This window comes from Streptomyces sp. NPDC013157 (assembly GCF_042899865.1).
In the GTDB taxonomy this organism is placed as follows: Bacteria; Actinomycetota; Actinomycetes; order Streptomycetales; family Streptomycetaceae; genus Streptomyces.
The window spans coordinates 281887-301639 of sequence record NZ_JBIBAK010000002.1; the positions used below are offsets into that span (position 1 = coordinate 281887).

Below are 19753 nucleotides of genomic sequence, written 5' to 3' on the forward strand. Positions count from 1 at the left end.
CAAGGACCCCAGGCCCCGCAAGGACCGGCACCCACTGCTCCGTGCGGAGAAAGGCAGAGTCATGACGCAGAAGCCACCCCTCACCACGACCGACTCCGGTGCCCCCGTCGAGAGCGACGAGCACTCGCTGACCGTGGGGCCCGGGGGACCGATCCTGCTGCAGGACGCCTATCTGATCGAGCAGATGGCACAGTTCAACCGGGAGCGGATCCCCGAGCGCCAGCCGCACGCCAAGGGGAGCGGCGCTTTCGGTCACTTCGAGGTGACCGAGGACGTCAGCGCCTACACCATGGCAGGCCTCTTCCAGCCCGGCACCCGCACCGACCTGGTCATTCGCTTCTCGACGGTCGCCGGTGAGCGCGGCAGTCCGGACACCTGGCGCGACCCCCGCGGCTTCGCGGTGAAGTTCTACACCAGCCAGGGCAACTACGACATGGTCGGCAACAACACGCCGGTGTTCTTCGTGAAGGACCCGATGAAATTCCAGCACTTCATCCGGTCCCAGAAACGCCGTGCGGACAGCAACCTGCGCGACCACGACATGCAGTGGGACTTCTGGACGCTCTCCCCGGAGTCGGCCCACCAGGTGACCTGGCTGATGGGCGACCGAGGCATCCCCCGGACCTGGCGCCACATGAACGGCTACACCTCGCACACGTACATGTGGATCAACGCCAAGGGCGAGCGGTTCTGGGTGAAGTACCACTTCAAGACCGACCAGGGCATCGAGTTCTTCACCCAGCACGAGGCGGACCAGATGGCCGCCGTCGACACGGACTACCACATGCGCGACCTGTTCGAGCACATCCGTGACGGCCAGTTCCCCAGCTGGACCCTGTACGTGCAGCTCATGCCGTACGCGGATGCCGCGGGTTACCGCTTCAACCCGTTCGACCTCACCAAGGTGTGGCCGCACGGTGACTATCCGCTCGTCCCGGTCGGACGGATGACCCTGGACCGCAATCCGACCGACAACCACGCCGAGATCGAGCAGGCGGCGTTCCAGCCGAACAACTTCGTTCCCGGGATCGGCCCCAGCCCGGACCGCATGCTGCTGGCCCGGCTGTTCTCCTACGCGGACGCCCACCGGCACCGGATCGGCGCCAACTACCAGCAGCTCCCGGTGAACGCCCCCGTCGTCGACGTCCACACGTACTCCAAGGACGGCGCGATGGCCTACCGCAAGACGTCCGACCCGGTGTACGCCCCGAACTCCAAGGGCGGCCCCGTCGCCGACCCCGCCCGCTTCGGCCCGCCGCCCAGCTGGGAGGCGGACGGCGAGATCGTCCGCGCCGCGTACGTCTCCCACCCCGAGGACGACGACTGGGGCCAGCCCGGCACCATGGTCCGGGAGGTGCTGGACGACGCCGCCCGCGACCGTCTGGTCGACAACGTCGTGGGGCATCTGCTCAACGGCGTCACCGACCCGGTCCTCCAGCGCGCGTTCACGTACTGGTCGAACATCGACGAGACGATCGGCAAGCGCATCGCCGACGGCGTCCGCGCCAAGGGTGACGAGAAGGACCCCAAGGCCGCCGAACAGGGCAGTCCGGCACGACGCTCCATGCAGGACAAGGCCTGACCCCGTCCGCGAGCAGCGGACGGCGCACGGGAAGGGTGCCGTGCGGGCCCAGGGCTCGCACGGCACCTCCGCGTGCCCGGCTTCCCCGTACGCACCGCACCGACTGATATGAATACCTCACCGCAGGCCATGTCCACGCGGTGCCAAGGGGGGCTCCGTGCGCAGGTGGTGGGCCGCCCGGTCACGACGCGCTCACCGCCCGGAGACGTTCATGAGAAGTCTCGATCCCACGGATCCGCCCGCCGTCGGCGGCTACCCGCTGCTGGCGCGGCTCGGGGAAGGGGGCATGGGCCAGGTCTTCCTCTCCCGTACCTCCTCCGGCCGGCCGCTGGCGCTGAAGACCGTGCGGAGCGAACTCGGCCTGGATCCGGGGTTCGAGGAGCGGTTCGCGCGTGAGATCGCCAGCAGCGACCAGGTCCGTTCGCCGTGGACGGTCGCGGTCGTCGACTACAGCGCGCCGGGGCAGCGGCCGCAGTGGCTGGCCACGGAGTACGTCGCGGCGCCGACCCTCGCCGACCGGGTGCACCGGCACGGACCGTTGCCCGAGGCCTCGGTCCTGGCCCTGGGAGCCGAACTCGCCGAGGGTCTGCTGGCCGTGCACCGGGCGGGGCTCGCGCACCGGGACGTGAAGCCGTCCAACGTGCTGCTCGGGCGCCGCCGTCCGCTGCTCATCGACTTCGGTATCGCCCGGGCCGCCGACGACACCCGCCACACCCGCACGGGCGGCGTCATCGGCTCGCCCGGGTACATGGCTCCCGAGCAGGTCACGGGCGGGGCCGCGGCGGAGCCCGGCGACGTCTTCGCGCTGGCGGCGGTCCTGGTGTACGCGGCCACGGGTGCAGGGCCCTTCCTGCGCCGTGGAGAGGAACCCTCGGCGGCGCAGCTGCTCTACCGGATCGTGCACGAGGAACCCCGGCTCGACGGCGTGCCGCCGTCCCTGCTGCCGGTCCTGGCGGCCTGTCTTCACAAGGCACCGCAGTCCCGGCCCACCGCGCAGGAGTTGCTGGAGCGGCTCGGAACCGGCTCCCCGGAGTGGGTCACCGTCCCGCCGCCGGGTCTGGCCGAGGACCTCGCCGCGCGGGAGGCCGAGCTGCGGGCCCTGCTGGAGGCGTCGACCGCCGCCGTCCCGCCGCGGATCGCGCCCGCGCCGCCGGGGTTCGGTCCGCCGCCGGCCTACGGTCCTCCGGCCGGGACCGGCACCCTTCCCCGTGCCCCCCGGAGCGGGTCGGGGCGCTCCCGGACGGCGATCGTGGCCGTCGGGGTGCCGGTCGTCGCGGCGGCCGTCGCCGTGGCTGTCTGGTGGGGCGGATCCGGGGACGGTAAGGCCGCTGACGGTACGTCTCCGCCGACAACGGCTTCTCCGTCCGCGTCCTCGTCCGGCCCTGCCGCGGCGAACGCGCTGCCCGCGTCCTGGGTGGGGACCTGGCAGGGCACCGGCCCCGGCAGCACCGCGGGCGACGGCGTGTTCAACGCACGTACGACGAAGGTGTCCGTGACCCTCACCCTGCATGCCGCCGAGCGGGGAGATCTGGTGGGCCGGCAGGTCAGCCATGTGACCGAGGCGGGCAGCGGGGACGACATCGGCTGCACCGAGACGCTGCGGCTGCAGGAGACACACGGGACGTCGATGGTGTTCCAGGCGGTCACCAGTACCCCCACGGATTCTTCGCTGGGTGTGGTGTGCAGGCCCGGCAACGTCTACACCCTGTCCATGGACGGGGCGGACACCCTGGCGCTCGGAGACGAAGGCAGTCAGACGGCGGGATCACCGGCCCGCCTCGAGCGCGTCACCTGACCGACTGCCGCAGCTTGTTCACAGGGCCGTGCAGAGCAGCAGCAGGAAGGCGAGCGCGGCGGGTCGACCGTACGTGCGTCGCCCGCGCCGACGCTCGCGAGTTCGAGACCGTCGTCGACCGGCTCAAGGCCGACCTCGGGGGCAGACGAGCAGCCCGCGCCAGTGCCGCGTGACGATGGTCCGCAGTTCGCCGTGCGCCGACTCCTGGGCGAGGTTCTTCTCGTGTGCGTCGAGCTGCTGCTGGAAGGCCGGGGACTCCTCCAGCCTGAGCCGCATGTAGAGGCCGATCACGCCCAGCGGACCGGCGATCAGGAACGGCAGGCGCCAGCCCCGGCTGAGCATCTGCTGGTCGGTGAGGAGCACGTTCAGCACGGTGACCAGGGCCGAGCCGAGGGCGTAGCCGACGAACGTGCCGAAGTCGAGCCAGCTGGACAGGAAGCCACGGCGCCGGTCCGGTGAGTACTCCGCGACGAACCTGGTCGCGCCGCCGTACTCGCCGCCGGTGGAGAACCCCTGGACCGTGCGGGCGACGAGGAGCAGGACCGGCGCGGCGATGCCGATCGTGGCGTAGCCGGGGATCAGTCCGATGGCGAAGGTGCCCAGCGCCATCATGATCACGGTGGTGGCGAGCACCTTCTGCCGGCCGACCCGGTCGCCGAGCGGCCCGAAGAAGAGTCCACCGAGGGGCCGTACGACGAAGGCGGCCGCGAAGGTGGCGAACGAGGAGATCACCTGGGCCGCGGGGGAGGCGCCGGGGAAGAAGACCTTGACGAGCTCCTCGCGGACCTGCCGGGGCAGTTCGATGACCGGCGCCGGCGGGGTGGCCGGGGCGGGTTCACAGAGACCGTCAGGTGCGGCTCCGGACACGCTGCCTCCCCATTCCGCAATCAGAGGATCCACCCTCGGATATTCACCGAAGCGAATTCCTGGACGTGACCACCTCCCACGACAACCGGCTGCCCCGGAACGGTGCTGTCACACGGGCGTTCTGTGCTCCTGCAACCGCCACCCCGCAGGCTTGGTCTGAACCAAAAAGGAAACAAATATTGACGCACTCGAACAGCGTGCGTAAGTTCCGGGCCGAGCCGATCTGAGAGCTGTGCCGCCGCACCCCGGTGCGGCCTCCCCCACTCCAGCCTCGAAGGGACGTGCATGCCTGGATCCCTGTCCCGTAATGTCATGAACTCGCCAAGTACCTGGACGCGGAGGCCGCGGGTGGGGGCCGTCCTGGCCTCCCTCGGACTCGCTCTCGGGCTGCTGCTCGGGTTCCCGGCCGCCTCACAGGCCGCCGGCTCGCTGCCGTGCGACATCTACGCCGCGGCGGGTACCCCGTGCGTGGCCGCGCACAGCGTCACCCGCGCGCTGCTCTCCTCCTACGACGGTCCGCTGTACCAGGTGACCCGCGTCTCGGACGGGGCCACCGCCGACATCGGGCCGCTGACGCAGGGCGGGTACGCCGACGCGGCGGCCCAGGACACCTTCTGCGCTGCCGACGGCGGCTGCCGGGTCACGAAGATCTACGACCAGAGCGGCCGGCACAACGACCTCACGCCCGGGCCCGCCGGCACCTCCGGCATGGGTGCCGACCGGGGTGCCGACGCGTCCGAGATCGCCGTCACCGCGGGCGGCCACAAGGTGTACGGACTCTGGATCTCGCCCGGAGTGGGCTACCGCTACACCGGTGTCGCCTCGGGTGTCGCCGTCGGCGGCCGGCCCGAGGGCGCCTACATGGTGGCGAGCGGCACCCATGTCGGATCCGCCTGCTGCTTCGACTACGGCAACGCCGAGCGCACCCCTGCCGACACCGGCAACGGGCACATGGACGCCGTGTCCATCGCCACCACCTGCTACTTCGCGCCGTGCACCGGGAACGGCCCGTGGGTGGAGGCCGACCTGGAGAACGGCATGTTCCAGGGCGACAACGGCTCCAACACCGCGAACCGGGGCAACAGCTCCACCTTCGTCACCGCCGTCCTGAAGAACAACGGGCAGACCCGGTACGCCCTCAAGGGCGGTGACTCCCGGTCCGGCGCGCTGTCCACCTGGTGGGACGGGGCGCTGCCGCCCCGGGGCGGGTACCAGCCGATGCAGCAGGAGGGCGGCATCATCCTGGGCATCGGGGGCGACAACAGCAACTGGAACCGGGGGACCTTCTTCGAGGGCGTGATGGTCTCCGGCTATCCCACCGACGCCGCCGAGAACGCCGTGCAGGCGAACATCGTCTCCGTCGGCTACAGCGGCGAGACGGACGTGCCGAACGGCCCGCAGGGGACGATCACGGGTCCGGGCGGCAAGTGCGTGGACGTCGCCGCCGACGACACCGGCACGAACGGGGCCGCCGTACAGCTGTGGGACTGCCAGACCTACGCCGAGGACCAGCACTGGACGCACAACCCCGACGGTTCGCTGTCCACCCTCGGGCGGTGCCTCGACATCGAGGGCAACGGCACGGCCGGCGGGGCGAAGCTGGAGCTGTGGGACTGCAACGGGGTCGGGGGCCAGAAATGGGTCCAGCAGGCCGACGGCTCCCTCCTCAACCCCCAGTCCGGACGCTGCCTCGACTCCCCCAGCGGCGCCACCGCCAACGGCACCCGCCTGCAGATCTGGGACTGCAACGGTTCCGGTGCACAGGCCTTCGCCCTGAGCTGAGCACCGGCCCCGGCGCGCCCTGCCGACGGCGGGGCCCGTCGGGGCGGGCGACTTCGTCGGCGCCGTCACTCCTCGGGCACGTCCGCCGTACGCTCCCCAGGACACGAGTGAGCGTGCGTCAGCGGCGACCGCCCGGCGGAAGGTCTGGCCGTAGCGCTTCAGTCCCATGCGCTGTACGAGCCTGTCCTCGCACTCGCTGCGCAGCGCCGCCATCTCCGGTGTGCCGCGCTGCGGGTGTCCGACCGTCTCCCAGAAGCGCGTCGCCGCGCCGAAGGCGTAAGCGGCGGCGGTGCCCTCCCCCGCGTCGGCCAGGGCTGATGGCGAGGAGATCCATGACCATGGCGATCCCGAGGGCGTCCCCGATGTGCTGCTTGGCGTCGAGGGCGGCCCGCGCATGCCCTACGGAGTCGTGCGGTTGGCGTGAGGAAGGCGATGAGGGCCATTTGGTGTTCCGCGTAGGAGCGGGTCCAGTGCTCGTCGAGCGCCGCGCAGAGGTCGCGGAGTTCGAGGGCCTCGTGCCGGGCCTGGTCCAGTCGGCCGGAGCCGGTGAGCCCGAAGGCGTGCGTGGACCAGGCGGCACAGGACCGTCGGTGCGGTCAGCTGTGACGGTGGTGCCGGGTTCCGTCGTCTCGACGCCGTTCACCGCGGCGAGGGGCGCCCTTCCAGCAGGTGCAGCAGGCCGTCCAGGTAGGCGGCCCGCCCGAGCCCTTCGGCGTCGAGGCCCGCCTCGGCGGCGCGCCGGCAGGCGGCGGCCGTCTCGTGCGCCGCGGCCTGCTCGCCCTGGAGGGTGAGGGTCAGCCCGAGGCTCCACAGTCCCTGCACCCACGTCTCGTCCTGGTCCCGGGCGGCCGGCACGGTCGCCGTCTCCAGGTACCGGCGGGCCTCGTACAGGTAGCCGGAGCAGACCCAGAAGAAGGTGACATTGCGGATCAGCTCCAGGGCCGCGGCCGGGTCGGTCGCCAGGAGGTGATCGGCCGCCAGCCGGATGTCGGAGTGCCTGGCGCGCTGGGGGACGACGAGCCGATCACGGCTTTGCCGCGTCCCCCGCTCCCCGGCCTCTACTGTGGAACGAGCCCTGCCGTGCGCGCGGGAGGTTCACCCCTCCGAGTGAACCGGTGACCGTGACCGCATGTCCGGGGCCGGTCACTCGCCGCCGGGCGTGTGCGGATCCTCCAGGCGGGCCAGCCAGGTGGTGAGCAGCGTTTCGAGCGACTCGGCCTCGGCGGGGGTCAGCAGGTCCACCAGCCGGCGTTCGTTGCGCATGTGGTCGGTGAAGGCCCGGTCGACCAGTTCGCGCCCCGGTGCGGTGAGGGCGACGATGCGGCCGCGCTGGTCGTCGTCGGAGCGGCGGCGGGTGACCAGTCCGGCCCGTTCGAGGCGGTCGATCCTCTTCGTCATCGCGCCGGTGGTGACCATGGTGTGCGCGGCGAGCTCGCCCGGTGCCCGCTCGTAGGGCTCCCCCGCACGGCGCAGGGCGCACAGGACGTCGAACTCCCCCTCGCCGAGGCCGTAGCGGCCGTAGACGAGACAGAGCTCCTCGGTGAGCCGGCCGGCCAGACGGTGCAGCCGGCCGATCACCCCTTGCGGGCCGATGTCGACGTCGGGCCGCTCGCGGCGCCAGTCGGCCTGGATGCGGGCCACGCGGTCGATGGGTTCACCGTGCTTCATGCATCCACAATACCTTCCCGGGAAGTTATATTGGCTTCCATGGAAGCTAATTCGCGTTGGGTGGCGGTCACCGCGGTCGCGCCGGTGGCCTGGGGTGCCAACTACTACGTGACACACGAGTTCCTGCCGGCCGACCTCCCCCTCTACGGGGCCGCCCTGCGGGCGCTGCCCGCAGGGCTCGTCCTGCTGGCCCTGCGCAGGCAGCGGCCGCGCGGCGCGTGGTGGTGGCGGTCCGCGGTGCTCGGGCTGCTCAACATGAGCGTGTTCTTCGTCCTTGTCTACGCGGCTTCCCAGCTGCTTCCGACGAGCGTCGCCTCGACCGTCATGGCCGTGTCCCCGCTGACGATGATGCTCATGGCCTGGCCCCTGGTGTCCGAGCGGCCCCGGGTCGCCCAACTGGCCTGTGCCGTGCTCGGACTCGGCGGGGTCTGCCTCATGCTGCTCACCGGAGTGGAGGGCACGAGCCTCCCGGGAGTCCTGGCCTCCGCCGCCGCCATGCTGGTGTCGGCCTTCGGGCACGTCCTGACCAAGCGGTGGAGCGCCGGAACCGACGTGCTGGCCTCGACCGCCTGGCAGCTCACGGCGGGAGGCCTCTTCCTGCTCCCGGTCGCCGCGGTGATCGAGGGCCCGCCGCCCGCACTGTCCGCACCGGCGCTTCTCGCGTTCGGCTACGTCTCGCTGATCGCCACCGCGCTGGCGTTCGTCGCCTGGTTCACCGGGCTGCGGCACCTGCCCGCCGGAACGGTCGGGCTGATAGGACTGCTCAACCCCGTCACGGGCGTCCTGCTCGGCACAGCCGTCGCGGGAGAGGTGCTGACCGTTCAGCAACTGTGCGGACTCGTCCTGGTCCTGGCCGGGGTCGTCCTCGGCCGGCCCAGGCGGGAGGGCCCGCCGCCCCTCCCGCAGGAGAACCGGCTGCCCTCCCCCCGCGGGTCAGAGCGCCGTGGACGTCTGCTCTCCTGACGCGCTGCCCGTGAGCCACTGGTCCCAGCCCAGGTTGAAGTCGGCGTAGCCGTTGTCGGCCGGGGCCTTGCCCCGGGGCGAGCCGGTGATGGTGACGGGGTCGCCCTGCTTGACCTGGCCGTAGAACCACTTGGCGTCCGACAGGGACAGGTGGACGCAGCCGTGCGAACCGCGGGCACTGCCGCTGCCCGGGTTGGGGTCGCCGGTCGAGTAGTGCACGTAGGTGCCCGACTGGGTGAGGTGGACGTCCCACGGCAGCGTCAGGTCGTAGAAGTTGGGGCTGCCCTTGTCGCAGCTGATGCCGACGCTGCAGGAGGTCATGTGGACCTTCTCCTGCTTGTCGATGACGGCCATCGTGCCGTCCCACGTCGGATACTGGGCACTGCCCGCGTTGATCGACAGGGTGCGTACCGTCTGGCCGTTGCGGGTCACCTTCATGGTGTGGCCGGTCACCGAGACGTCCGCCCGCACGTCGTCGCCGATCGTGAAGGTGTGCGTGTAGCCGTGCACGCCGTAGCGTCCGTTGCCGTTGCTGACGCCCGTCATGTCGGCGTCGATCTTCACCTTCGTACCGGAGGGCCAGTAAGTCTTCGGCCGCCAGTCGGCGCGCCGGTCGCCCATCCAGTGCCAGGCGCCGACCACCGGCTGCGAGGTGCTGACCTTCATGTGCTTCTCGACGTCGGCCCGGGCCTTCGCCGCCACCGGGTTCGTGAAGATCACCGAGATCGGCATGGCCACACCGACCGTGGTGCCCGTCTGCGGGGTGATCGTGTCCAGCAGCATCGGCGGACCCGCGGGCTTCGTGGGACTGGGCGAGGCGCTCGCGCTCGGCTTCCCGGACGCCTTCGCGTCGCCCCCGCTCGCCTTGTCGCTGCCGCCCCCGCCGCCACAGGCGGTCACACCCACCAGCATTGCGACCGTACCGACTGCGATGCCTATGCCGCCCTTGCGCCGTCCCACGCCCTGCCCCACTCACTCGTCTCGCTCCGCGGCCTCGACAGGCCCCACTGTCCGTCAGACTCCTCCAGCACGGGTTCCAGTTCCCCGGGGCACGTAAAACATGGATCAAGAATCGGTGGCCGACGACCGGCGCGGGGCAGCCGACGCCGCGCCGGACCCGCGGGGAGATGCGCGGCAGCGAACCGGGAGTACTGAGCGCCCGTCAAGGGGTCCGCCGTCACCGGCCGTATCCGCACTGCGCTGCGCGCCGTCCGGAGGCCGTTGGTCCCTGAAGCAGCCATCGTTCTTCAACGTTCGGCAACACCCGTGCGTCCAGCGGATTTTGGACGTCACGACTCGGTAAATTCCTTCCGGGCGTTGGCCCGGAGTTCACCAGCCGCACCTGACGCACCGCACCGCCCGGGGCCCACAGTGAACGACGGCCCGTCCTCGTGGCCGGCCTGCCGTCACTCCCGCAAAGGCCTTCCTGCCGGAGGGCCCGCGAAAGGAGCAGCCATGGCCGAACTGACCCGTCGCAGACTCCTGGGCTCCGCCGCCGGCGCGATCGGCGGCGCCGCGGCCCTCTCCCTCCTGCCGCCCAGCGTCCAGAAGGCCGTCGCCGCCGGGCCGCCGAGGACCGGCTCCCTGCACGACATCGAGCATGTCGTGATGCTGATGCAGGAGAACCGGTCCTTCGACCACTACTTCGGCACTCTCTCCGGCGTCCGCGGCTTCGCCGACCCGCACGCGCTGAAGCTGGCCGACGGGCGGTCCGTCTTCTACCAGCCCGACGCCGTCAACCCCAAGGGCTACCTGCTGCCCTTCCACCTCGACACGCACAGGTCGAGCGCCCAGGCCATCCCCTCCACCAGCCATGCCTGGTCCGTGCAGCACCAGGCCTGGAACAACGGCAAGATGGACCAGTGGCTGCCCGCCCACCGCAAGGCCGACGGCGTCAACGGCCCCTACGTGATGGGCTACTACACCCGCGAGGACATCCCCTTCCAGTTCGCCCTCGCGGAGACCTTCACCATCTGCGACAACTACTTCTGCTCGGTGTTCGGCCCGACCTGGCCCAACCGGCTGATGTGGATGACCGGCTCGATCGACCCGGGCGGCACGCTGGGCGGCCCGGTCATCAGCAACACCGCGCCCACGCCGTACCGCTGGACGACGTACGCCGAGCGCCTCCAGGCCGCAGGGATCAGCTGGAAGGTGTACCAGGAGGAGGACGACTACGGCACGAACCTGCTGGAGCAGTTCGCGTCGTTCAGGAACGCGCGGCCCGGCTCCGACCTGTACGAGCGGGGGGTACGGCCGCAGGCGCACGGCACGTTCGAGGACGACGCACGGGGCGACCGGCTCCCGTCCGTGTCGTGGATCTGCCCGACCAGCTACCAGTCGGAGCACCCGGACCACCTGCCGGCCGCGGGCGCCGACTACGTGGCGTCGAAGATCGAGGCCATCGCGTCGAACCCGAAGGTGTGGCGGAAGACCGTCTTCATCCTCAACTACGACGAGAACGACGGCCTGTTCGACCACGTGGCGCCGCCGACCCCGCCGGCCGGCACGCGGGACGAGTTCGTCGGGGGCCTGCCGATCGGCGGTGGCTTCCGCGTCCCCGCGATCATCGTCTCCCCGTGGACCGTCGGCGGCTGGGTCGCCTCCGAGGCTTTCGACCACACCTCCGCCCTCCAGTTCCTCGAACGCTTCACCGGCGTCGAGGAACCCAACGTCAGCGACTGGCGCCGGCGGACCTTCGGCGACCTCACCACGGCCTTCCGCTTCCGCGACGCCCGCCCGCGCCCGCCGCGGCTCCCCCACAACACCGCCGAGCAGCTGGCGAAGGCGCAGGAGGAGGTCGCCACCCTCCCCAGGCCGACGCTCCCGCAGAACGACCAGACCTACCCCCGTCAGGAGAAGGGCCACCGCCCGCACACCTGACAAGGGCGGAGGCCGGCACCGCCCGCCGGCGGGCAGTCCGGCGGGCGGGATGCCGGAGGTGCCTACTGGGCCTGGGCGGCCGGTTCCAGTGCCTCCACGGCCGCGGCGGCCGCGGACGAGTCCTGGCCGTAGAAGATGTCGATGTCGACCTCCTCGCCGCCCATCGTCAGCGTGTCCCAGGCACCGCTGAGGACGAGCATCCGCAGGGTGGCGGGCTGCAGGGTGCGCAGGCGTTCCAGGATCGCCTCGTCGTCCGGCATTCCGGGCAGGCGGGGCGCCAGCCGGTCGCGGATGGCCTGCATGCGCTCCAGCAGCGTCTTGGTGTCGGCCTCGCGGTCGGGCTCCTCGGGGATCCCGTCGATGCCGTGACCGATGATGTCCTTGATCGCCCAGGTGACGCCCCGGTCGTCGGTGGTGACCATCGCCTTCCAGGCCCGGCTCTTGTGCCGGTACTGCAGCATCGACATCGCCGCCTCGTGGCGGAGGAAGTCCGCGTCCCGGAACGACCTGCCGTTCCACGCCCCGTTGAGGGAACGAGCCAGTGAGATGGCCGAGGCGAGGCCGCTGTTGAGGCCGCGGCCCGGCCAGAAGTGGATCGCGTTGGCGGCATCGCCCAGGAGGAAGCCGTACGTACCCGGCGAGGTGGTGGTGGGGGGCAGCAACTCGGCCGAGAAACGAGGGCGTTGCACCATGTCCAGGCGGAAGCTGGTGACCGCCGACAGGTCGTCGGCCTCGACGCCGTACAGCAGCAGCCCCTCCTGCACCCGCCGCCACAGGGCCGAGCCCTTGACCAGGGCGGGCAGGAACAGCGTGCCGTGGGTCGAGCACTGGAAGTCGCCGTACTGGTCGCGGTCCATCAGGCACGGCCGGGAGGCGATGCACTCCTCGAAGACGCGCCGGACCGGGTCCAGGCCGATCACCTCGGCCGCCTCGGCGTCGGTCAGCCGCATGTTGAGGAAGCCCTCGCCGCGCAGCGAGTTGAGCAGGAAGCGGTTCTGGGCGACCGTCAGCAGGACCGCCATGGGGTCGGTCAGGCCGGACTTCACGCGCAGGCCGAGGACGACGTCCTGGAGGTGGCGGCCGTCGAGGGAGTAGATCGACTCGTCGGCCTTGCCGAACCGGGCGGCGAAGTGGTCCCGGGTGCGCGACCGGCCGCCGTCGCAGATCGCGAGCACGTGCTGGGAGGCGAGCGCCTCCTGCTCCTGCGCCGCGTCGAACCGGGCGGGTATGAGGCGTATCCGGTCCCGCTTCTCGTTGGCCAGCTCCAGCAGCCGGTCCTCGATGTAGGCGATGCGCATGTTGCGCGGGCTGTGGTCGCCGACCGAGTCCGGGCCGGAGGGCCACATCTCCGTGTAGTGCTCCGGGTCGAAGAGGCGCGCCTGTACCTCCTCGGGCCAGGCGAGGTACTGGCGGCTCTGCACGGTGACCACCTGCTGGCGCCGTACGTTGCCCTCGTCCTGTCCCTTCCAGACGACGGTACGGCCCTGCTTGCGCCACCTGCCCTCGTAGACGGTGATCTTCACCTGGGGCCCGAGGAAATGCTCGAGGAGCAGGGCCAGGGACAGCCCGACAGGGCCGCCGCCGGCGACGGTGACCTTGAGCACGGGACCCTGTTCGCTCTGCTGCCCGGCGTGCGTGACGGAGCGGGGCAGGGAGAGCGCCATCAGCGTCTCCATGGCGTCCGCCACCTCGAAGCGGAACTCCTGGTCGCCCAGGGTGATCTCGTCACCGGGCTGCAGCAGCCGCGACTCCACCTCCTCCCCGTTGACCAGCGTGCCGTTGCTGCTCTCCAGGTCGCGCAGTACGTAACCCTTGTCCTCGTCGAAGACGATCTCCGCGTGGAAGCGGGAGACGCTGAGGCTGGAGATGACGACGGTGTTCTCCGAGTTGCGCCCAAAGGTGACGCGGGTGTCCAGGACCGGGATGCGCTCCCCCGCCAGCAGACCTTCGAGTCCGACCAGCACCGGTGCCACGGCACTTCCTTCCAGGAGTGATTGACCTCGACATCACTGCGGCACCACCGGACACTGCCACGCACGTCCACGCCGGGCGGCAGTCAACCGGCGGAACAGCGACACGCTTGACATGTTGCCGGACCGTGGGATCGATCGGATGTGACGGCGCCACGGTTCCGGCGGCGGCGTCCGGCCTTCTTCACCCATTCGCCCCCATCCGGGAGCTTATCTGTGCTCAGCCAAGTATTTCCAGTGGGCGCCGCGCCGCGATCTCGTGCCGGGGCGACGGGAGTTCGGGGTTTTCGGCCACGCCGGCGGCGGAATCCTCCGTCCCGACCGAACCGGAACGCGGCGCGGGCCGGGCGGTTGCCGCCCGGCCCGCGTTTCCGCTGGTCGCCGATCAGCCGGCGTGGCCGTCCGAGCGCTTGCGGTGCAGGCTGAAGGTCTCGAAGACCGACAGGTCGCCGTTCGGCTTGTTCACGTTGTAGTACGTGACGTGCATCCGGGTGGTGTCACCGGGGTGCCGGCCGGGGTCGACGGTGAAGGCGGCGAAGCCGTAGGGGTGTTCGACGTCCCGGACGCCCACCCAGACCGCCTGCTCCTTCACGTAGGTGGAGGTGCGCTTGCCGTTGGACCCGGCGGTCGACGACACGGCGGTGATCACCTTGCCGGTGCCGTCGTTGAAGAACTTCTGGTTCGTGGTGCCCGAGACACCGCCGCCGCCGAGGATCATGTGCACGGTGCCCAGGTCGGCGTCGATGTCGTCGGTGGCCTGGGAGACCGGGTTGGGCGTCAGCGTCTCACTCCCGTTCACCACGCCGCGCACGGCCAGCGAGCGCTCGTAGTTGTGCTCGTGACCGCAGAGCACCAGGTCGACGCCGTACCGGTCGAACAGCGGGCCGTACTTCTCGCGCAGGCCGAGGTCGGCGCCGTTGGCGTCCGAGGAGCTGACCATGACCTGGTGCATGGCCACGACCACCCAGTCGACGTCCTTCGAGGAACGCGCCGCTTTCAGTTCCTTCTCCAGGAAGGCGAGCTGGCGGCCGCCGGAGTAGCCGCTGATGTAGATGTCGCCGCCGTCCTGCAGGCAGTTGTCGTCGTTCTGCAGCACGATGACCCGCACCGAACCGGCCGTGAACGCGTACCACAGGCCGGCGAGTTCGGCGTCGGTCTCGGTGGAGGGCAGCGAGAAGTACGCCTGGTAGGCGCCGAGGCCGAGCGGTCCGTTGGCCTTCTCGATCTCGTGGTTGCCGGCCGCCGGCATCCAGGGCCGGAAACGCGCCGAACGGGTGTTGTTGGTGAAGAAGTTGTTCCAGGTGCGCACCCGGTCGACGTCCAGGTTGGCGTAGCAGAGGTCTCCGTTGAGGAGGTGGAACAGCGGGGCGACCTGCTCGATGCCGGTGACGATGTCCTTCGTCGCGGGCGTGGAGTTGGCGTCCAGGCCGACGGATCCGTCGGCCGCCCAGGTGACCTGCGGGGCGGACTGGTCGCCGAAGCTGGTGAAGGTGACCGGCCGGCGTCCCTGGGGGGCCGTGCGGAACGTGCCGCTGTCGGGGGTCGCCCCCTCGTGCGTGGCGAGGTAGAGGTAGTCCGTGTCCGGGGTGAGCCCCTTCAGCAGGGCGTGGTGGACGTAGACGGTGCGGTTCGAGGTGCCGTCGACGTAGGTGACGGTCTGGGCCTTCTTGCTGGAGCCGAAGCCGTGCTCCAGGGTGCCGTAGCGCACGACGGGCTTGGTCACCGGACGGTCCGTGATCCACGACACCGTCATCTGGGTGCGGGGGTCCGCCCCGAAGGTCAGGTGCAGGCCCTGGACGGGGGGCGCGCCGGAGGAGTCCGCGGTGAGGTGGAAGGCCGGGGCGGCGAGCGGGGCGGCCTGAGCCGTACCCGCTCCCAGCAGACCGGTGGCGGCCGCGCCCGCCCCGGCGGTCCCCAGCAGGCCCAGCGCGTGACGACGGCTGAGCCCTTCCTGGCCCTCCGCCGATCTGTCCTCTGTCGACTCTGTGTGTGTGGTCATGACGCCCTCCCGACGAGCAGCTGAGCAGACAACGACCGCACCCTTGCCCAGCCCAACTGCTGCCACATGAACACCACATGACCACCTGGCCATCACATGTCAGGCATCAGTCCGACATCACCGGTACCTGCCCGCGCCTTTACCGGCTGCCGCCCTGTCCTTGACCTTCGAGGGCCTTCGAGGGCCTCCGAGGCCCTGTGAAGGCCAGGGCCTTCCGGAGCCTTCCAGGGCCGGCGACACCCGGCCGGCCCTGCACCGGCCGAAGCCGGACCGGCTTGTAGCATGCTGGTCCGACCCTGGAGGACATGGATGCGCGCCGGTGACCACGCCGACTCCCTCGACCGGGCGACGAAGGATTTCGTCGCGGCGCGTCCGCAGCTCTTCGGTATCGCCTACCGCGTGACCGGCAGCGCCGTGGAGGCCGAGGACATCCTCCAGGAGGCGTGGCTGCGGTGGCAGAGCACCGACCGTTCCGGTGTCCACGAGCCGACCGCCTTCCTGGCCACGGTGACCACCCGGCTGGCGATCAACTTCACCCAGTCGGCCCGGGTGCGCCGGGAGTCGTACGTCGGGCCCTGGCTGCCCGAGCCCGTGAACACGAGCCTCGATCCGCAGCTGGGCGCCGAGCGCGCGGAGGCGCTGGAGATGGCGGTGCTCTTCCTGCTGGAGAAGCTGAATCCGGTGGAGCGGGCCGCGTACGTGCTGCGGGAGGCGTTCGACTACACGTACCGGCGGATCGCGGACATCGTGGAGACCAGCGAGGCCAATGCCCGGCAGCTGGTGAGCCGGGCCCGCAAGCGGATGGCGGCGGAGCGCAGGGAGCCGGTCGGCTCCGCCGAGCACCGGCGCTTCCTCGAGGTGTTCCTCGCCGCCGCGCAGAACGGTGATCTGTCGGTGCTGGAGGAGATCCTCACCGAGGACGTGGTCAGCTACGCCGACGGGGGCGGCGTGCGCGGGGCGTCGCGGATCCCGGTGTCCGGGCTGCCGCACGTCTCCCGGTACCTCGTCGCCTTCGCCCCGCGCTTCTGGCCGCAGGCCCAGGTGCGCTGGGTCGAGGCCAACGGCAGGCCGGCCGTCCTGGTCTCCGCCTCGGGGACCGCGGTGGCCCTGCTGACCGCCGACGTGTCCGAGCGCGGCATCGAACGCCTCCTGTGGGTGATGAACCCCGCCAAGCTGGCTCCCTACGTGGCGTCGCTGGACGGGTGAGGCACCCGTTCCCCCGGTTTCCCGGACCGCGTGTCACACGTGAGAGGGCTGTCCGGTCTCTTCTGACGGAAGCACCGGAGAGATCCCGAGAGGAATTCCGTCATGAAGGTCGTAGTGATCGGTGGCACCGGACTCATCGGCTCGAAGCTGGTCCGCGGGCTCGGCGAGCAGGGCCACGAGGCGGTCGCCGCCGCGCCGAGCACCGGCGTCGACACCCTTACCGGCGAGGGCCTGGCCGAGGCCTTGGAGGGCGCGTCGGTCGTGGTCGACGTGTCCAACTCCCCTTCGTTCGAGGACCAGGCCGTCATGGACTTCTTCCGCGCCTCCACCGCCAACCTCCTGAGGGCGGAGGCCGAGGCCGGCGTGCGGCACCATGTGGCGCTGTCCGTGGTGGGCACCGACCGGCTCCAGGGCAGCGGGTACTTCCGGGCCAAGCAGGCCCAGGAGGAACTGATCAAGACGTCCGGCATCCCCTACTCCATCGTCCACGCGACCCAGTTCTTCGAGTTCGCGAAGGGGCTCGCCGACGGGGTCACCGAGGGTGACACCGTGCGGCTGCCCGCGGGCCGGATCCAGCCGATGGTCTCCGACGACGTGGCCGCGGCCGTGGGCCGCGCCGCGGTGGGCGCCCCGGTGAACGGCGTGCTGGAGACCGGCGGCCCGGAGAGCTTCGAACTGGAGGAGTTCATCCGGATGGGTCTCGCCGCCCAGGACGACCCCCGCAAGATCGTCACGGACCCGCGGGCGACGTACTGGGGCGCCGAGCTCCAGCAGGACACGCTCCTGCCGGGCCCGGACGCGGACCTCGGCGAGGTCAGGTTCGCCGACTGGCTCGCCGGACAGAAGTAGCGCCTACGACGCGCCGACCAGCACCACGGTGACGCACAGAGCCATCGCCGCGGTGACCAGGAGCATCGCGGTCAGTGTGCCGCGCAGCCACCGTCCGAAGCGGGCGTGGTGCCGCTGTTCCACCGCGCTGACGCTGGCGGCGATGTGCTCCGTCACCATGTGGGCCACGTAGGCCTGTTCCTGCAGATACCAGCGCTCGATGTCCGACTTCTGCTCCTGGGTCAGCCCCGGCTCCCGTGCGACGAAGGCCGAGACGCGTCGGCGCGCCGCTCGCAGATGGGCCTGCTGGTACAGGAAGTCCTGGATGTCGGTCAGGCCGCGGGCGGCCTCCTCGCTCGTGTCCATGGTGTGCTCCACAGGTGAGGCGGCGGCTGACCGGCCGGTCGCCGTGGTGCTCGGGCGCGGTGTACGCGCATCAGCGCCGGGAGGGAGAGCTGCGCGCACGAACGTATCGAGCCGGGACTGGTCGGGGCCGGCGGTCTCGCGAACGCCGTGGTGAGAGCAGGAGCAAGCGGTGCTGACGTCCAGCGTGACAACTTCCGCTCGCGGTCGCAAGGGTGTCGGCACCGTGGGGATACGGCGTGTTCTGCGCACTACGTCAGCTGGCGGAATCCCGAAGGCCGCGGCGAGCTCGCCCGTCGCCGACCCACCGACCGGCGCTCCGGTGCCGCCCGCCTGCCGCCGCGGGACGGCTTCCATCGACCCGCCGCTTCGGGTGCCCGCCTCGGTCGTCGACTGCTGCGGCGACCACGGCCGCGAGGCCCTGGCGGGCCACCTGCCGCAGCGGGCGGTCGACGGCATACGGCGGGACCATTCGATCGGCCCGCAGATTCTCGGCATCCCCGAGCATGTTGGCGTAGAGGTATGTCGGGCGACGATCGTCCGGCCGTCGCTCTCCCGCTGCGGGGCCTGCCCGATCCGGTACTTGCTCTCGAAGTGGGGGGACCCCGGTGGACCTATGGGCGGAGGCCACTGAGGAGAGCACCGGGTGCGGCAGCCTCACGAGGATCGTCCGTCAACCTGCCGTTGACCTTTCGCGCCACGGCGCACCCCGGCGGCAGCTCCTGGGGGCCGGCGTCATGGGCGACCGTGACACATGACTGACAAGAAGCTGTCACACATGGACCGGAATGCGAGTTCGTTCGCCCCCGTTCTGACTGGTACGGCTGTTGCAGAGCCTCGCCCGACGAAAGAGGACGCATGACGACTGAGGCCACCACGACGGATCTCCAGGTCTTCATCGAGAGCTGGCAGGACTGGCACCGCGCGCAGGAGGCCCGGATCTCCGCCCCGCACGGGTTCCTGGCCATCACCGGTCTGCACTGGCTCGACGACCGACCGCAGCGCTTCCCCGACGCCCCGGGTGCCTGGCGCACCGGCCCGGACGGGGTCGTCGTCGCCCTGGACGACGGCGAGGAACTGGTCGTCGACGGGACGCCGGTGCGGGGCGAGCACCGCTTCGGCGTGCTTGCCGAGCGCAGCGGTGTCGAAGCGGTCTGGGGCGACGCGGTCATCGAGATCGCCAAGCGCGGCGGGAACGACATCGTGCGTCCCCGGCACCCGGACGCGCCGCTGCGCACCGCCTTCACCGGAACCCCCGCCTACGCCCCCGACCCGCGCTGGGCCGTGGCAGGCCGGTACGTCCCCTTCGACGAGCCGCGGCCGACCACGGTGGGCGCCGCGGTGGAGGGCCTCGAGCACGTCTACGACGCCCCGGGCCGGATCGAGTTCGAGCTGGCGGGGCGGCACCTGTCCCTGACCGCGTTCCCCGGGCACGGTCCGGGCGGGCTGATGGTGCTGTTCACCGACGCGACCTCCGGGGTCACCACCTACGCCGCCAACCGGTCCCTGGCCGTCGGCCCGCCCGCCGCCGACGGCACGGTGGTCCTGGACTTCAACCGTGCCGCGAACCTGCCGTGCGCCTACACGGACCTGGCCACCTGCCCGCTGCCGCCGGCCGAGAACCGGCTGCCGGTGGCGGTCGAGGCCGGGCAGAAGATCCCGCGCGAGCGCGGCGGTTCCTGACCCGGGCGGCAGGGTCATGCGCGCATGACCCACGGGACGACCGTGTACGCATGGCCGCGCGTTCCCCGGGAGCACGTCGACGGACGGCGAGCGCCGGGCCCTCCGCGGCGCCACGTCGCGCGCAACCGGGAACGGCTCCTGCCGGCGGACCTGCCGCAGGTCGC

14 protein-coding genes and 1 pseudogene are annotated in these 19753 nt (G+C 71.0%); 8 read left to right on the plus strand and 7 right to left on the minus strand.

The window, feature by feature from the left end:
* Positions 1 to 61 precede the first annotated feature (61 nt).
* Positions 62 to 1582: a catalase gene (locus tag ACFY6U_RS06790; protein ID WP_390035442.1), complete on the plus strand. Its 1521-nt coding sequence runs from the start codon at positions 62 to 64 to the stop codon at positions 1580 to 1582.
* A gap of 211 nt (positions 1583 to 1793) precedes the next feature.
* On the plus strand, positions 1794 to 3377 hold the full coding sequence (locus ACFY6U_RS06795; protein ID WP_390035443.1) for a serine/threonine-protein kinase: 1584 nt from the start codon (positions 1794 to 1796) through the stop codon (positions 3375 to 3377).
* Between the two features lie 141 nt (positions 3378 to 3518).
* On the opposite strand, the pseudogene ACFY6U_RS06800 reads toward ACFY6U_RS06795, so the two are convergent.
* Positions 3519 to 4301, minus strand: a pseudogene (locus tag ACFY6U_RS06800) (MFS transporter); the annotation flags it as partial.
* Between the two features lie 255 nt (positions 4302 to 4556).
* Here ACFY6U_RS06800 and ACFY6U_RS06805 point away from each other — a divergent pair.
* A complete protein-coding gene (locus ACFY6U_RS06805) occupies positions 4557 to 6026 on the plus strand; it encodes an arabinofuranosidase catalytic domain-containing protein (RefSeq protein ID WP_390035444.1) in 1470 nt (489 codons plus the stop codon).
* A 639-nt stretch (positions 6027 to 6665) separates the two neighbouring features.
* Here ACFY6U_RS06805 and ACFY6U_RS06810 read toward each other — a convergent pair.
* Together ACFY6U_RS06810 and ACFY6U_RS06815 are read right to left on the minus strand one after the other, a co-directional pair.
* The gene (locus ACFY6U_RS06810; protein ID WP_390035445.1) at positions 6666 to 6881 is read right to left on the minus strand and encodes a hypothetical protein; all 216 of its coding nucleotides are present in this window, start codon (positions 6879 to 6881) and stop codon (positions 6666 to 6668) included.
* Positions 6882 to 7169: 288 nt separating this feature from the next.
* Entirely contained in the window at positions 7170 to 7694 is a 525-nt protein-coding gene (locus ACFY6U_RS06815) for a MarR family transcriptional regulator (RefSeq protein WP_351491458.1), read from the minus strand.
* Between the two features lie 39 nt (positions 7695 to 7733).
* Between ACFY6U_RS06815 and ACFY6U_RS06820 the strand changes: the two genes are divergently transcribed.
* Positions 7734 to 8657, plus strand: a complete 924-nt coding sequence (locus tag ACFY6U_RS06820) for an EamA family transporter (RefSeq protein ID WP_390035446.1) — start codon at positions 7734 to 7736, stop codon at positions 8655 to 8657.
* Here the strand turns inward: ACFY6U_RS06820 and ACFY6U_RS06825 are convergent.
* Entirely contained in the window at positions 8628 to 9569 is a 942-nt protein-coding gene (locus ACFY6U_RS06825; RefSeq protein WP_390036528.1) for an Ig-like domain-containing protein, read from the minus strand. The two genes, ACFY6U_RS06820 and ACFY6U_RS06825, sit on opposite strands and share 30 nt — an antisense overlap.
* Before the next feature lie 543 nt (positions 9570 to 10112).
* On the opposite strand from ACFY6U_RS06825, the gene ACFY6U_RS06830 reads away from it, so the two are divergent.
* Complete coding sequence (locus ACFY6U_RS06830) at positions 10113 to 11540, plus strand: alkaline phosphatase family protein (RefSeq protein ID WP_390035447.1); 1428 nt, start codon at positions 10113 to 10115, stop codon at positions 11538 to 11540.
* A 62-nt stretch (positions 11541 to 11602) separates the two neighbouring features.
* On the opposite strand, the gene ACFY6U_RS06835 is transcribed toward ACFY6U_RS06830, so the two are convergent.
* Positions 11603 to 13513, minus strand: a complete 1911-nt coding sequence (locus tag ACFY6U_RS06835; protein ID WP_390035448.1) for an FHA domain-containing protein — start codon at positions 13511 to 13513, stop codon at positions 11603 to 11605.
* A 382-nt stretch (positions 13514 to 13895) separates the two neighbouring features.
* Positions 13896 to 15509, minus strand: coding sequence for a purple acid phosphatase family protein (locus ACFY6U_RS06840; RefSeq protein ID WP_390035449.1), 1614 nt, complete (start codon positions 15507 to 15509; stop codon positions 13896 to 13898).
* A gap of 309 nt (positions 15510 to 15818) precedes the next feature.
* Here ACFY6U_RS06840 and ACFY6U_RS06845 point away from each other — a divergent pair, with 309 nt between their 5' ends.
* Positions 15819 to 16715: an RNA polymerase sigma-70 factor gene (locus tag ACFY6U_RS06845; protein ID WP_390035450.1), complete on the plus strand. Its 897-nt coding sequence runs from the start codon at positions 15819 to 15821 to the stop codon at positions 16713 to 16715.
* Positions 16716 to 16817: 102 nt separating this feature from the next.
* The gene (locus ACFY6U_RS06850) at positions 16818 to 17564 is read left to right on the plus strand and encodes an SDR family oxidoreductase (RefSeq protein ID WP_390035451.1); all 747 of its coding nucleotides are present in this window, start codon (positions 16818 to 16820) and stop codon (positions 17562 to 17564) included.
* 3 nt (positions 17565 to 17567) lie between these two features.
* On the opposite strand, the gene ACFY6U_RS06855 is transcribed toward ACFY6U_RS06850, so the two are convergent.
* Positions 17568 to 17909 (minus strand): hypothetical protein, encoded by a 342-nt coding sequence (locus ACFY6U_RS06855; RefSeq protein ID WP_351501939.1) that lies wholly within the window; start codon positions 17907 to 17909, stop codon positions 17568 to 17570.
* Between the two features lie 855 nt (positions 17910 to 18764).
* Between ACFY6U_RS06855 and ACFY6U_RS06860 the strand changes: the two genes are divergently transcribed.
* Positions 18765 to 19589, plus strand: a complete 825-nt coding sequence (locus tag ACFY6U_RS06860; protein WP_390035452.1) for a DUF1684 domain-containing protein — start codon at positions 18765 to 18767, stop codon at positions 19587 to 19589.
* The last annotated feature ends 164 nt before the right edge of the window (positions 19590 to 19753 follow it).